The following is a 14,756-nucleotide window of genomic DNA, read 5'->3' on the forward strand; positions in this document are numbered from 1 at the left end:
GAGTCAAGCTTCATAAGTTTTCAACTCTCAAACCCTAGAACTCTCAAACTCTATTACCTAATTATTATGAGTGTTTTAATTATTGTTTTCCTAACGGCAATTGTTGCGTTATTTTCAGGAGTTTTCGAACAGGGAAAATTCGCAAGATACATTGGGATTTTTGGATTAATCATCGCATTGTATGTAAGCTTCATGCCAGAATGTGCTTTCTTTGATAAGTACAAACACATGTATGAATATACTGCAAATACTGCCTTATTCACCAAAATATCAATTGTAACTACTTTACTATTATTCTTTTTGGGAGGTTTTGCATTCAGCAATCACAGAAGCCACCAGTCAGAATTATATGCATTGATGTTGTTTGCTCTTTGTGGAGGAATTACCCTTTTCGGTTTCCAAAACTTAGTCACATTATTCTTAGGAGTAGAAATTCTTTCCATTCCTTTATACGTAATGGCAGGTGCCAACAAAACTGATCTAAGATCAAACGAAGCTTCTATTAAATATTTCCTGATGGGTGCATTTGCAACAGGATTCCTGTTGTTTGGTATTGCGTTTATCTATGGAAGTGCAGGAACTTTCGATTTATATAAAATTCATGATTTCGGAACACAGAATCCTAAAAATGTAATGTTCATTCTGGGAGTTCTGTTGATGCTTTGTGCAATGGCATTTAAAGTTGCATTAGCTCCTTTCCATATGTGGAGCCCGGATGTTTATGCAGGTTCACCATCATTAATCACCGCTTTTATGGCAAGTGTTGTAAAGATCTCAGGATTCTACGCATTATTCAGATTGATGACTATTGGTTTTGCAGGAGTTACTCATGACTGGATCAATGTATTTGGAGTATTCTTAATCATCACCTTATTCTTAGCCAACGCAATGGGTCTTGCACAGACCAATGCGAAGAGAATGTTGGCGTATTCATCAGTATCTCATGCAGGATACATCGGTTTGGTTTTCTTCGGAATGACGAGCCTTTCTACGTATAACTTAGCATTTTATTTATTTGCCTATTCATTATCTACAGTAGGTGTATTTATGTGCTTGATCTGGGTAGAAAAATTGAAGAGAGAAACTTCTTTCGGAGCATTCAAAGGATTGGCTAAATCTGAGCCTTTATTGGCAACAGTTGCAGCGATCTCATTGCTTTCAATGGCCGGAGTTCCTTTAACAGCAGGTTTCATGGGTAAATTTGCCTTATTCTCTCAGGCGATGAACGGAGCAGCTTTCTTAGTATTGGTAGCCGTTTTAGGTTCTGCTATTTCAATTGCTTTTTACCTGAGATTAATTATCGCCATGTTTTTCTTTAAAGAAACAACATTTAAAACATCAGAAAAAGTTACCCTTACTTATAATATTGTGGCAGTTTTCATTATCGCTTCAATTATTATGTTAGGAGTCTTCCCGGATCTGTTTGCAAAGCAGTTCGGATTGTAAGATCTGAATTAAAAAATATAAAAGCACAACCTTCAAGTTGTGCTTTTTTCATAACTTTACTTTAAATTTCAGCTTTTGTCAAATCTTTACAAAAAAGATGCTCCCTTTCAGGTTTTTATATCATTCAAAAAATATTTGGATGTTCTCGAGCATATCAGATATAACGACAGATTAGAATACCGTGTTAATTACGCTGAATCTTTAATTGAAAAAACAAAGAACTTCAAAGAACTTAAAGAAGGTTTTCAGGACACTTCACTGTTAGACAAACATGAAGATCTCATTAGACTTTTACTAGCGGATCTATTTCCTACAGGCTTAACGAATAACGAAATAAAGGCCGCAAGTATTCCGCTTTCAAATATCACTTTTAATTATACCGAAAGGTTTAAAAATATACTTAAAGAGGCCGGAAAAGATTTTGAAATAGAACTCCGTAATATTGATGATGATGAGTTTTACGTATTCTGCTGTTGCCTTATTCTACAGAGTTATTTCAAAAAAGATATAAAAAGTACCTTCCCGCTTTATTATGATATTCCCAACAAACTGGGAATCATGAAACATTATAAAATTACGGTAAATTCTGATTTCACTGAACTTTTTCCTACAGATAAGGCAACCTTACCATCAGATGAAGTTATTGAAATGCTTTTAGAGAATATCGATGATTATAAACTCTGGAAAAAACATTTCCCTTCGCAATCCTGGTTATTAAAAGGTTTTACCATTATTTCCCTTGTAGACTGCACTTCGGAAGTCGCATTGTCGGATCTGAAATCAAGTATGATACAGATTGATCCTGAAAATTTGAATCCTGATGAAAATTTAACCGAAATCTTCAAATCCTATTTTGATGTTCCGGAACTTAATTTTGGGTTAATGCTTTTCAATAAAAAAGATCAGAGCCTTGAAAAACTTCCGATTTATGAAAACGTTTTTACCAATCATATTTTAGATTTCTGGATCAATGCGTTTGATGAAGAAACAAGGAAAAATACGTTCGATAATTTAAATCATAACTCTAAAGCGATCGTTGTTTCAAATGTTGATAAGTTGGATGAAGAAATAAAGGAAATAGCTTCTTTCAGCATTTTAAAGGATAATAACATCAACAGTTTCATGGTAATTCCTATCATGAGGGATAATGAATTAGTGGCGATTATGGAGTTTACATCTTCACATGCCAATAGTTTTAACGGATTAAAGCTAAAAAAGCTGGAATTTTTTACGGATATGATTCTTTTCTCAATCAACAGATTCAGTTTTGAGAAAAATTATCAGATCGAAGCCATTATTCAGCGAGAATATACTTCCATTCACGACAGTGTTGTATGGAAATTCAGAAATGAAGCAGAAAAATATTTTAATGCTTCATTAGGTAAAAAAATGTACACTTTAAAACAGATTTCATTTAAAAATCTTACTCCGCTTTTTGGTTTTTCGGATATTCGTTCGTCTTCAGAGAAACGTTTTAATTTAATGCTTGAAGATCTTAATCAACAGATCGATGGGCTTCATGATATTTTTTCATTAATTAACTCAGATTCCGAAAAATATTTATTGGCATTGGATGTTTTTGAGAATGAATTAAACAACGAGATTAAAGCTGATACAGAACAGCGTCTCCAAAGATTATTGCGAGAGGAAATCCACCCTTATTTGCAGGGAAAGCTGGAAGTACAGTCGGGCGGAGAAATAAAAACAAAGATCAAAGATTATTTCACACAGGTTTTCACCCAGAATGATCTTTTTTATGCCAACAGAAAAAGTTTAGATGACTCTATCACTCTGGTTAACAGAAAATTGGCTGATGTTTTAGATGAAAGTCAGGTAAAAGCTCAGCAAATCTTTCCACATTATTACGAAAGATTTAAATCGGACGGAATTGAGCATAATTTATTCACTGGTCATAATATTGCTCCGGAACTTCATTATTCATCAAAAATCGTTCATCAGTTAAGATACTGGCAATTGAAAACCATCTGTAAAATGGAGCAGGATTTTCAAAGTTTCAAAAAAGATCTGCCGATTTCTTTAGACATTGCTTCACTTATTTTTGTGTATAACGAAAAAATAGACATCCGTTTCCGAATGGATGAAAAACGTTTTGACGTAGACGGAGCTTACAATTCTTATTATGAGATCATCAAAAAGCGTCTTGATAAAGCTCATATAAAAGATTCATCGGAAAGAATTACCTGTCCCGGAAAAATAACGATCGTGTATTTCGGAATGGAAAATCAAAAAGAATATCTGGATTATATTTCCAAGCTTCAGAAAAAAGGTATTCTTCAGTCTGATGTAGAATTTCTTAAAGTTGAGGATTTGCAGGGAATTACAGGATTATTGGCATTGAGAATATCTTTAGTTCAGATTTAATCCACAAAATAAGAATCCGTTTTTTTCAATTCACCTTGCGGAATTTCTGTTTGTTCAAAGGATAAAATAGAAATTACAACGAAAGAAAAGCATACGCAAAAGACAGAACGGAAATAATAATTCCTGCCATAAAAATCTTATAAGTAATCGATAAAAGCTTATATTTTCTATCTAAAACTTTTCCTAAATAATACAAATCCTTCACCATCGAATCATAAATATAATCTCTGTCTTTGATCAAATCTTTCATTGCATCTTGAAAGTCTGTGAACAGCATCTGATGGAAGTTTCCGAAAAATAAAAGATTCACTTTTCTATCAGCAATATCCTGATTGGTAAAATTGGTCTTGGTAACGTTCGGTTTTGTAGATAAAATAGCAAAAATGATCGTCAAAACACTCGATAAAAGCAAAACAAAACTCGGAATAATAAGATGCGAGTTCTTCGGAGTATCCAATTTAGGAACCAAAACAGAAAGACAAACCGAAATAATGATCGCATTTACAGAAAGTAAAATATTCGCTTTGCTGTCGGCAATATCGCTTAATCTTGTGTGATTATTCAATGTTACTCTGAACAAAGTATCAACACTTCTGTCGGATTTTGCTTCTTTTGGTTCTTTTTTACTTTCAGAATTATCTTTTTTATCTTCTTCTTTCTCTAACTTTTTTTCGATCTTTTTAATATTTTTCTTTTTCAGGGGATTCCAGTTTTCTTTAGCATAATCAGTATAATACTGGTGCTTATTTTTAAGCATATCCAGATTTCCTGCATTCCATTCATCGTTTGAAAAACATCTTACGTTGGTCAACTCCCACTCTTTTCTCAAAGCATCAGAAATGTCATTATAATCATGACTTGCAAAATGACTGCAATCTGCATCTTTAGCTATCTTTTCTAAAAGATTTTGAGGTTCATAATTAATTTTGGTCGCTAAGATCAGCTTAGAAACATCTTCAATATAATTTTCCGGATAATTTTCTTTTTGTAGAAAATTTTTCAAGATCTCTACTCCTCTTTCTTCATGATTCTGAGCGCATTCAACGTAGCCTGTATCATGAAACCAAAGCGCTAACAATACTTTTTCCTGATCTTCATCGGAGACAGGTGTATTTTTCATAATTTCTTCAGCTTTGTTTACCGTATATGTTGTATGAATAAAATTATGATAAAAATATACTGAAGATAACTTATCTTTGAATAAGATTTCAACATAATCTTTGGCTTTGCGTAAAATACTCATTCCTGAATTTTTGTTATTGTAAATTTATGAATTTATCCTTGAAAAATCATCTAAAAAAAATTCCGATTATCCTTAGACTATTATTGTTCGCAGGACTTGTCTATTCTTGCGCAACATATAACGTAAAAAAGGGTAAAAACTTATTTGAAGTTAAAAATTCTGATATTAAATCTGAAAATGACTTTAAAATTTTTTTAATCGGGGATGCGGGAAATGCAGACGAAGTTCAGGCTCAAAATACGTTGAATCTGCTTAAAAACAAACTAGATTCTGCAGACGAAAAATCAATGTTGATTTTCTTGGGTGATAATATTTACCCTTCAGGAATGCCGAAAGAATCTGATAAAGATTATGCTCTGGCAAAACAAAAGCTGGAAAATCAGCTTTCAATTACGAAAAATTTTAAGGGAAAAACATTGGTTATCCCGGGAAATCACGATTGGTATCACGGTTTGGAGGGATTAAAAGCGCAGGAAGATTTCGTTAAATCTTATTTAAACGATAAAAAATCTTTTTTACCCAAAAACTCGTGCCCGATTGATGATATCAACCTCACCAAAGATATTAAACTAATTGTAATTGATACAGAATGGGCATTGGTCAATTGGGATCAATATCCGGGAATCAATAAAAACTGCAACATCAAAACCCGCGAAGATCTTTTCACGGAATTTAAAGATTTAGTTAATAAAAATCAGGACAAAAGAATCATTGTTGCACTTCACCATCCCATTATCAGCAGCGGAACTCATGCAGGCTATACTTCTCCGAAATCTCATCTTTATCCTTTAAAAGGTAAAGTTCCGGTTCCGGGAGTGGCCAGTTTAATTAATGTGTTGAGAAGCTCGTCAGGCGCAAGTTTAGAAGATATTAATAATCAGCATTATGCTGATCTTGCTAATAGATTGAAAAGTATTGTTCAGGAAAAAGAAAATGTGATCTTTGTTTCAGGGCACGATCATAATTTACAATATCACGAGCAGAGAAATATCAGACAAATCGTTAGCGGAGCCGGATCAAAGACCGATCCTGCAACGATTGCTGAAAAAAGTGACTTTTCATATGGAGGAAATGGTTTTGCTATTTTAAATATGAGAAAAGATCAAAGTTCTGATGTAGAATTTTTTTCAACAAAAGATAATAAATTTCAAAAGCTTAGTCATATTTCGGTTGTTTCAAAACCTGATCTGTTTATAAATAATTATCCGACTTCTTTTCCGCCTACTGTTTCATCTACAATTTATCCTAAGAAACTAACCGAAAAAGGAAAATTTTACACTTGGCTTTGGGGCAAGCATTACAGAAATTACTACGGAATGCCAATTGAAGCTCCAACAACCAATATTTCTGAGCTGGATGGTGGCTATACTCCTTTTAGAGAGGGTGGCGGAAATCAATCCAACAGTTTGAGACTAAAATCTAAAGACGGACAGGAATTCGTAATGAGAGGTGTTAAGAAAAGCGCCGTTCGCTTCCTTAATAATATGGCTTTCAAAAAAAGTACTTTTGGAAATGAATTAAACAATACTTTCCCGGAAAAATTCTTGCTGGATTTTTATACTACCAATCATCCATTTACTCCATTTTCCGTTGGAAATATGGCAGATAAGATTAATATTTTTCACAGTAATCCACGATTATTTTATATTCCTAAACAACAAGGTTTAGGCGAATTTAACATACATTACGGAGATGAAATGTACATGATTGAAGAACGCTTTTCTTCAGATCCAAAAACTTTAGAGTCTCTTGATAATGCAAAAGATATTCTTTCAACCGACGACGTTTTGAAAAATTTTACCAAAAATTACAAATATTCGGTAGATCAGGAATCTTATATCAGAGCGAGAATTTTCGATATGCTGATCGGTGATTGGGACAGGCATTCAGACCAATGGAAATGGGCAGAATATCAGGATGGTGACAAAGTTATTTACAAACCGATCGCGAGAGACAGAGATCAGGCTTTCAGTAAATATGACGGAGCTGCCTTCAAAATTATCATGAATGTTCCCGCAATTCGTCACATGAAAACATTTAAAGATGATATTAAAAATGTAAAATGGATGAATATGGAGCCTTATCCGCTAGATTTAGTGTTTTTAAAAGGTTCTACCGAGGAAGACTGGATCGCACAGGCAAAATATATTCAGGAACATCTTACGGATAAAGATATTGATGAAGCTTTCAATAATATTCCGAAAGAAGTAAAAGATGAGACGATTGCAGATATTCAACGAAAATTAAAATTAAGAAAAACCAAATTACAGGATTACGCAACCAGATATTTTGATGTTTTACAGGAAAAAGTTCCGTTAGCCGGAACCGTTAATCCTGATAAATTTGTAATTACGAAAAACGAAAATTCTGTTGAAGTAAAACAATATAAATTAGACAAAAACAAAGAAAACCCCGAGTTGGTTTTTGAAAAAACTTATAATGATTCTAAAACAAAAGAACTCTGGATTTACGGTTTGGAAGATGATGATATTTATGAAGTTTCAGGAGACGGAAGACCAAAAATGAACATCCGACTGATCGGAGGTTACAACCATGACGTTTATAATGTTGCTAACGGCAGCAAAGTGAAAATCTATGATTTTAAATCTCAGAAAAACACATACACAGGCTCCGGAGCGAAACATATTTCTGACGATTATGATGTTAATACCTACAATTATAAACACCCGAAATATAATTTTGTAGCAGGTTATCCGAATGCCGATTACAACCCTGATGACGGCTTGATTATTGGTGTTTTGGCAAATTATACGGTCAATAATTTCATTCGCGATCCTTATACTCAAAAACACAGTTTAAAAGCTAATTTCTATACTGCAACGGGCGGGTTTAATTTAGTCTACAAAGGAATTTTTAAGAAAGCAATTTCTGATTGGGATTTTAACTTAGATGCTTCATTTACGACTCCAAGGTTTTCAGAAAACTTCTTTGGTTTGTCTAATGAAAATGAATATGATGAAGAAAATGTAGAAAGAGAATACAACAGAGCCAGAATTTCAAAAATTAATTTTGCGCCATCTATTTCCAAAAAAAGCTGGATGAATCTGGAAAATAAATTTCAGCTTACTTTTGAGAATAATAAAGTACAAAGAAACGGCGACCGCTTTGTAGACCAGTCGCCTGATGTAAGGCCTGAAGTTTTTAACAGTCAACAATTTGCGGGAGCAAACTACACTTTTAGTTTTAAAAATTTAGATAATAATGCTTTCCCGACCCTAGGGCTGGAATTCTTTGTGAATGCCGACTGGAAAACCAATCTTTCAAATTTCGATAAAAACTTTTTAACATTAAACGGAACATTAACTATTGATCACCGACTTGATAAAAGAGGAAATTTCGTCTTTGCCAATTCGAGTAACGTCATGTGGATCAACAATAATAATTTTGAATTTTACCAGGCTGCAGCCATCGGTGGAAATAATGGCATGAGAGCTTTCAGAAACGACAGATTCTCAGGAAGATCTTATTTTACCAATAATTCAGAGATCCGTTGGGATTTCGGGAGAATAAGAAATACGATTATCCCTGCCAACATGGGCATTTTGGTTGGTTACGACATTGGAAGAGTTTGGAATGATAACGAATATTCAAACAGATGGCATCAATCTGCCGGAGTTGGATTCTGGATCAGCGTTGTAGAAATGTTCTCCGCAAGATTGAATTATTTCTATGGTTCGGATGGCGGAAGAATTTCCGGTGGTGTGGGGATGACGTTTTAAAAATGTAATTTGAAACATTAAGATAAATAAAAAATCCGCAGATAATTTCTGCGGATTTTTGTTTTCAATTAAAAAGAGAACTTATAAACATTCCCTCCTGTTTTTTTATCCTTTTCATCAGCAATCAGTAATGTTTTATCATCAACAAAAACAATTGCTTCTTTTTGGGAATTATGGTTTAAGGGTATTTTCTGAATTTTGACCGAATTAAAATCATTCGCCGTAAATCCTGAAAGCACATGAATATTTTTATGAGTCAATAATACAATCTTATCTTTTGTACTGTTGATCGTTGCAGAAGTAATCGCAGCATCGCTGTAACCGCCCTGCAGTTTCAGTTTACCTATTAATTTAGCTTCAAAATCGCCTTCTTTATTAGGAATTTGGAAAACAAGAAAAGTTCCGTCAAAACCTTTGCTCCTGTTTTTCGTGAACAGATAAAAATTTCCGTCCATTTCAACGAAAGCTTCACAATCATACAACCAATTTGATTTTTTTGGAGGAAATTCCGTTTGTCCTTCATAATGAAAACTTGTAGTCTGAACAGCCTTAGCCGTTTTTTGAGCAGCATCTTTTAAATCTAATTTTAAGATCGAAAGATTTTGTCTGTCATTATCATTATTTCCAAAATTTCCGATATAAATATTGCCTTGAGAATCTTTTGTAATATCTTCCCAATCATCGTTTTCAGCATTTTCAACCAAAACATCAGCAACCAAGTTGCCTTGAGTATCTAATCCGTAAACAACATTTTTATTTCCCTGATCTTCTATTGCCCAGATCGTTTTTTTATCCTGAGACAAAGCAATTCCGGAAACTTCCTTTAACTTCTTAGGTAAAGAAAATTCTACTTTCAAGGTATCTTCTTTGGGTTGCTCTGTTTGATTTTTAGGATTACATCCAAGAAGTAAAAGTGAAGTTATCGCACAAAAAATATACATTTTCATTAGTTTTTATTTAATATTTTAGCTTCTTCCCAAAGCACATCCATTTCCTCAAGAGACATATCTTCAAGCTTTACATTTTTCTCTAAAGCTATATTTTCCATTTTCTGAAATCTTGAGATAAATTTCAGATTAGTTCTTTCCAACGCCGAATCGGGATTAATTCCTGAAATTCTCGCATAATTGATCAATGAGAAAAACACATCGCCTAATTCCAGCTCTTTCTTATTAAGATCAGTTTCTGCATGGAATTCCTGAATTTCTTCATCTACTTTTTTCCAGGCATCTTCAGCATCGTGAAATTCAAAGCCGATTCCTTTTACCTTATCCTGAATTCTGTACGCTTTTACCATACTCGGAAGACTTTTCGGAACTCCGCCCAAGATAGATTTATTTCCTTCTTTTAATTTTAATTTTTCCCAGTTCTGTTTTACTTCTTCTTCATCTTTCACTTCTACATCACCGTAAATATGGGGATGACGGAAAATTAATTTTTCATTCAAAGAATTAATTACATCAGCAATATCAAAACTTTCTTTTTCAGACCCTATTTTCGAATAGAAAACAAGATGAAGCAGTACATCACCCAATTCTTTCTTGATCTCCTGCAAATCGCCCTGCAAAATAGCATCCGAAAGCTCGTACGTTTCTTCCAAAGTCAAATGACGAAGAGATTCTAACGTTTGCTTCTGATCCCACGGACATTTTTCGCGCAGATCATCCATAATATCCAACAATCTTCCGAAAGCTTCTAGTTTTTCCTGTTTGGTATTCATAAATTGGAGTTGAAAGTGATACAAATTTAAGGTAAATCTTCTGTAATATTCTTGTAATAAAAACAAAAAGAATCGTAAATATAAATTGGTTGGTTATTCGCAAGGGCGCAAAGTTTTATATACTATGAAGTTATCAAGGCGCAAGAAAATCAAAGATTTTCAGTAAGTCTGCTATATAAATTTTTAAATTTTATCTCCGATAAAATCCTTGCGCCTTAAAACATTTAGTAAAAAAAAATTGCGCCTTTCCGTTAAACCAATTTAATTAAACAAAAAAACCTTGTCAAGAAAATTCTCAACAAGGCTTTATATTTAAAAATTCAGATAGATAGACTATCCCATTTTTCTGTGTGTACTTTTTGTAGCTGCTTTTGCACCAGATGAAGCTTTCGCTTTAGGAGCAGCAGGTTTATCAGCCTTTGGAGCTGCTTTTTTAGGAGCTTCCTTATCTGTTAAAGTTACTTCTCCAGTTACCGGGTCTAAAGTTTCAGGTTCAGCTTTTACAAAACTTTCAGGAGTAATATATCCCGCTTTGTGTAAGATATTGTACCATTGAGCCAATTTCTTAATATCAGAAGCATAAACTCTTTCTGTATCGTAATTTGGAAGAGATTGCCCCATGAAATCCTTCAATTCAGCATCTGTAGATTTGTGAGAAATAGTTTCTTTATAATCTTGGTTTTTAGCAATATTTTCAAACACTTCAAACAAAGGAACTTCTTTGTCAAACGTAAACATTGCAATATTATCAAGCAAACTTACTTGACTAGAGTTTCCAATGCTTACTTTCTTTTTTGTAGTAACATCTTCAATAATAAAACCGTTTCTTAATTGAGAAACTAATTTGTAAAGTCCTGGTTTTCCAGAGATTGAAATTATTTTTTCTAACAGCATAATTTTATTTTTTTTAAATGTAGCAATCGGCTTTTACACTTCGGCAAGCTCGGCGTGACAGCTTTTTGCAGTTTATTATTTTTTTACTTAATTACTCTTTAACTATTTTGGAAATCTCATTTTATAGCTGATACTTACATCACCCTGAGAAATCTTTGTTAATTTACCTTTTACCAATTTCTTCTTCAAAGAGCTTAAATGGTCGGTAAACAGCGTTCCTTCGATATGATCATATTCATGTTGAATTACGCGGGCTCTAATATCGGAAAAAGTTTCCGTATGCTTAACGAAATTTTCGTCATAATATTCTATAAGGATATTACTTTTTCTCTTAACGTCCTCTCTTACGTCCGGAATAGAAAGACATCCTTCATTAAATTTCCATTCTTCGCCGGATTCTTCAAGAATTTTAGCATTGATGAAAACTTTTTTAAAGTTTACCAATTCATCCTTAATATCCTCATAATCATCATCATCAGCTAATGGAGAAACATCTATGATAAATAAACGGATATCAAGACCAATCTGCGGAGCAGCCAGACCAATTCCGTTGGCACTGTTCATGGTTTCGAACATATTGTCTATCAATTCTTGTAATTCGGGATAATCTTTGTCTATATCTTTGCCTACTTTTCTCAAAACAGGATCCCCAAAGGCTCTTATCGGTAAAATCATCTTGTTCTTTGTTCTAAAAAATTCTGCAATATGATGGTTGCACTTACTTTATCTATTAATCCTTTTTCCTGTCTCTGTTTTTTGCTTTTCCCACTTTGAGAAATAAAAAACGAAGCCATTTTGGACGTAAATCTCTCATCTAAGCGATGAACGGGTATATCTGAAAATTCTTTTTTAAATATTTCTATAAATTTTAGAATATCAGTTTCTATCTCTGAAATATTTCCTTTCAAATCTGTAGGAAGCCCTACAACTATATCATCTACTCTGTTTTCAGTGAAATATTTTTTCAAAAATTCCATCAAAAATTGAGTTTGTACAGTGTCTAGACCACTCGCAATGATCTGCATGTCATCTGTCGCCGCAATACCGCAGCGAGCCTTTCCATAGTCTATTGCAAGGATCTGTCCCATAAGTTTGCAAATTTAGTAAATTTTAATGATTTTATTCATCACGTAGTTTTTTTTATAAATCATGTTTCATTCCATTATTTTTTTTATAATTTTAATCTTCCAAAAACGAAATTATGAAGAAACTCATCCTTGTAAGACATGCAAAAAGCGACTGGCCGGAAGAAACGGAGGATTTCGACAGACCTCTGGCAGACAAAGGGTTAGAAGATGCTATGAATATGTCCAGATTTTTAAAGAACAATAAAATTTCGATCGATTATCTGGTATCGAGCCCGGCTGTCCGTGCCTTGAATACGTGCAAAATTTTCAATCAAGCTTATCAGATCAACATTATGACTGATGAAAAACTGTATAATCCTTCGGAAAGAAATTTTGAATCTGTAATTTATGACTTGGATAACGATCATGATTCCGTAGCTATTTTCTCACATAATAATGGGATTTCTAACTTTGCGAATTCCATTTCTGACGATATTTTTCATTTTCCGACTTGCGGTGTTGCAGGTTTTGAGATCGACTGCAATTCGTGGGCTGAGTTTGATGGAGCGAATAAGAAATTATTATTCTTTTATGAGCCCGGGAAAATTTGATTGAATACATTTCTCTTATATAAAAAAGCTCCAACATTTTGGAGCTTTTACAATATTTAAAAATCAAGACTTTCTCTTCAAATCCAGATCTTCAAAATCGAAACTGAAATCCGTAATATCTGAAATAGGTTTCAATTTTGCAGATTCTGCTTTTCCGTTTTCATCATAATTAAAAATAATATAAGAATCGGCGTCATAGCTTCTGTCATCCCACTTAATAATGAAAGAGTTGCTTGAATATGGAAGAAGTTCACCTTTTAATCTAGGAGAATTTTTGCACGAAATTCTATAATTATTCCCCTGTTGAGAAATTTCTACATCTCCGAACCAAACGTCATTATAGTTTCCTACAAATTGCTCTGCTTTTGGTTGAAGATTTTTATCTTTTTTAAATGACTCAGATTTTGCAAAAGCTTCTTTCTTTTGTTTTTCATAAACGGCTTCGTTTTTTGCCATTCTTTCACCATAAGTTTTAAGCCAATTCCTATCTGCAACACCTAAATAAGAATCTTTTACCGTATTCGTAATTGTATTGAAAGCTGCACCAGATTGTTGATTTGTTAAGACTACAATTCCTAATTTCATATCCGGAATTAATGTAAACTGAGTGACCGTTCCGATCAATCCACCTGTGTGCTGAACTTGTTTGTGACCTTTAACATCACTTAAAAACCAACCCATTCCATAGCCATAAAAACTTGTATCATACGGATTTTTCGCAGCTATTTTATCCGGAATCTGTAAACTCCAAAGCTGTTGAACATTTTTATCTGAAACTAATTTTTTGCCGTCTTTCGTCGTAAAATTGTTCAAAAGAAATTCAGCCCAAGTCGTCATATCTTTGATGTTACTCATGATTCCGCCTGCTGCGTTGGCTGTTTCGTTCCAGTCGTGAGGAACTGCGATCGCTTTTCCATTTACAGGTGCATGAGCATCAATTTTATTGGTTATGGCTTTTGCTCTGTTGTAGCTTCCGAAACTTGAGGTCATCCCAACGGGTTTCATAATTCTCTGTTCGATAAAATCTGCCCAGCTCAATCCTGAAACTCTGTGAATCACTTCTCCGGCAACGATAAACATGATGTTATTGTAATCTAAAGTTGTTCTGAAAGGATTTTCAGGTTCTAAATATCGTACATTGTGAACGATATCATTCACCGTTAAACTTCCGCCTTCAGGAAAAAACATCAAATCACCTTGTCCCAAGCCTAATCCTGCTCTGTGGGTGACTAAATCTTTAATCGTAACATTTTGAGAAACATAAGGATCATACATTTGAAATTCAGGAATATATTTTGAAACTTTATCGTCCCAGCTCAGCTTTCCTTCATCCGCTAAAATCGCCAAGGCTGTACAGGTAAAACCTTTTGAATTGGAAGCTATTCCCACCAAAGTATTGTCGTCCATCGGCTGCTTTGTTGTTAAAGAACGTACCCCAAACCCTTTAGAATAGATTAGTTTACCATCTTTGATCACTCCGACAGACATTCCGGGAACATCAAAAGTTTTTAACGTATTTTGGATCAATTCGTCCAGTTTTTTTTCTTCAACCTGCGCAAAAGACATCAGAGAAAGAAAAATAAAGAACAGAGAAAAGTTATGCTTCATTATTTTTAAATTTTTACGAAGTTAATCAATTCAACATTTATTAAG

At 33.7% G+C, this 14,756-nt stretch carries 11 protein-coding genes; 4 read left to right on the forward strand and 7 right to left on the reverse strand.

Annotated features, from left to right (window positions below; translation table 11 throughout):
- The first annotated feature begins 66 nt into the window (after nucleotides 1-66).
- Both BT156_RS16510 and BT156_RS16515 read left to right on the forward strand, forming a co-directional pair.
- Nucleotides 67-1,446: an NADH-quinone oxidoreductase subunit N gene (locus tag BT156_RS16510; protein WP_072411713.1), complete on the forward strand. Its 1,380-nt coding sequence runs from the start codon at nucleotides 67-69 to the stop codon at nucleotides 1,444-1,446.
- A 75-nt stretch (nucleotides 1,447-1,521) separates the two neighbouring features.
- Nucleotides 1,522-3,828: a GAF domain-containing protein gene (locus BT156_RS16515; protein ID WP_072411714.1), complete on the forward strand. Its 2,307-nt coding sequence runs from the start codon at nucleotides 1,522-1,524 to the stop codon at nucleotides 3,826-3,828.
- A 73-nt stretch (nucleotides 3,829-3,901) separates the two neighbouring features.
- On the opposite strand, the gene BT156_RS16520 is transcribed toward BT156_RS16515, so the two are convergent.
- Nucleotides 3,902-5,071, reverse strand: coding sequence for a Pycsar system effector family protein (locus BT156_RS16520; RefSeq protein WP_072411715.1), 1,170 nt, complete (start codon nucleotides 5,069-5,071; stop codon nucleotides 3,902-3,904).
- Nucleotides 5,072-5,109: 38 nt separating this feature from the next.
- Between BT156_RS16520 and BT156_RS16525 the strand changes: the two genes are divergently transcribed.
- Entirely contained in the window at nucleotides 5,110-8,811 is a 3,702-nt protein-coding gene (locus BT156_RS16525; protein WP_228430170.1) for a metallophosphoesterase, read from the forward strand.
- 68 nt (nucleotides 8,812-8,879) lie between these two features.
- Here BT156_RS16525 and BT156_RS16530 read toward each other — a convergent pair whose 3' ends face one another.
- The 5 genes from BT156_RS16530 to ruvX all read right to left on the reverse strand — a co-directional run bounded on the left by BT156_RS16530 (nucleotide 8,880) and on the right by ruvX (nucleotide 12,513).
- Nucleotides 8,880-9,758 carry a hypothetical protein gene (locus tag BT156_RS16530; protein ID WP_072411717.1) on the reverse strand — a complete coding sequence of 293 codons (879 nt, stop codon included), beginning with the start codon at nucleotides 9,756-9,758 and terminating at the stop codon, nucleotides 8,880-8,882.
- On the reverse strand, nucleotides 9,758-10,531 hold the full coding sequence (mazG, locus tag BT156_RS16535) for a nucleoside triphosphate pyrophosphohydrolase (RefSeq protein WP_072411718.1): 774 nt from the start codon (nucleotides 10,529-10,531) through the stop codon (nucleotides 9,758-9,760). The genes BT156_RS16530 and mazG overlap by 1 nt, the downstream gene beginning before the upstream one ends.
- A 333-nt stretch (nucleotides 10,532-10,864) precedes the next feature.
- Entirely contained in the window at nucleotides 10,865-11,425 is a 561-nt protein-coding gene (locus BT156_RS16540) for a DUF5606 family protein (RefSeq protein WP_072411719.1), read from the reverse strand.
- Between the two features lie 102 nt (nucleotides 11,426-11,527).
- Nucleotides 11,528-12,100 (reverse strand): peptide deformylase, encoded by a 573-nt coding sequence (gene def / locus BT156_RS16545; RefSeq protein ID WP_072411720.1) that lies wholly within the window; start codon nucleotides 12,098-12,100, stop codon nucleotides 11,528-11,530.
- Nucleotides 12,097-12,513, reverse strand: coding sequence for a Holliday junction resolvase RuvX (ruvX, locus tag BT156_RS16550; protein WP_072411721.1), 417 nt, complete (start codon nucleotides 12,511-12,513; stop codon nucleotides 12,097-12,099). The genes def and ruvX overlap by 4 nt, the downstream gene beginning before the upstream one ends.
- A gap of 113 nt (nucleotides 12,514-12,626) precedes the next feature.
- Here ruvX and BT156_RS16555 point away from each other — a divergent pair, with 113 nt between their 5' ends.
- A complete protein-coding gene (locus BT156_RS16555; RefSeq protein ID WP_072411722.1) occupies nucleotides 12,627-13,103 on the forward strand; it encodes a SixA phosphatase family protein in 477 nt (158 codons plus the stop codon).
- Between the two features lie 63 nt (nucleotides 13,104-13,166).
- Here the strand turns inward: BT156_RS16555 and BT156_RS16560 are convergent, their stop codons facing one another.
- Nucleotides 13,167-14,711, reverse strand: a complete 1,545-nt coding sequence (locus tag BT156_RS16560) for a serine hydrolase (protein ID WP_072411724.1) — start codon at nucleotides 14,709-14,711, stop codon at nucleotides 13,167-13,169.
- Nucleotides 14,712-14,756: the final 45 nt, after the last annotated feature.

The sequence above is a fragment of the Chryseobacterium limigenitum genome (genome assembly GCF_900114875.1).
GTDB lineage: Bacteria > Bacteroidota > Bacteroidia > Flavobacteriales > Weeksellaceae > Chryseobacterium > Chryseobacterium limigenitum.

Coding starts and splice junctions, on each gene's coding strand:
- mazG (WP_072411718.1), bottom strand. CDS start 10,531: ATGAATACCAAACAGGAAAAACTAGAAGCTTTCGGAAGATTGTTGGAT.
- BT156_RS16555 (WP_072411722.1), top strand. CDS start 12,627: ATGAAGAAACTCATCCTTGTAAGACATGCAAAAAGCGACTGGCCGGAA.
- BT156_RS16520 (WP_072411715.1), bottom strand. CDS start 5,071: ATGAGTATTTTACGCAAAGCCAAAGATTATGTTGAAATCTTATTCAAA.
- def (WP_072411720.1), bottom strand. CDS start 12,100: ATGATTTTACCGATAAGAGCCTTTGGGGATCCTGTTTTGAGAAAAGTA.
- BT156_RS16540 (WP_072411719.1), bottom strand. CDS start 11,425: ATGCTGTTAGAAAAAATAATTTCAATCTCTGGAAAACCAGGACTTTAC.
- BT156_RS16560 (WP_072411724.1), bottom strand. CDS start 14,711: ATGAAGCATAACTTTTCTCTGTTCTTTATTTTTCTTTCTCTGATGTCT.
- BT156_RS16510 (WP_072411713.1), top strand. CDS start 67: ATGAGTGTTTTAATTATTGTTTTCCTAACGGCAATTGTTGCGTTATTT.
- BT156_RS16530 (WP_072411717.1), bottom strand. CDS start 9,758: ATGAAAATGTATATTTTTTGTGCGATAACTTCACTTTTACTTCTTGGA.
- ruvX (WP_072411721.1), bottom strand. CDS start 12,513: ATGGGACAGATCCTTGCAATAGACTATGGAAAGGCTCGCTGCGGTATT.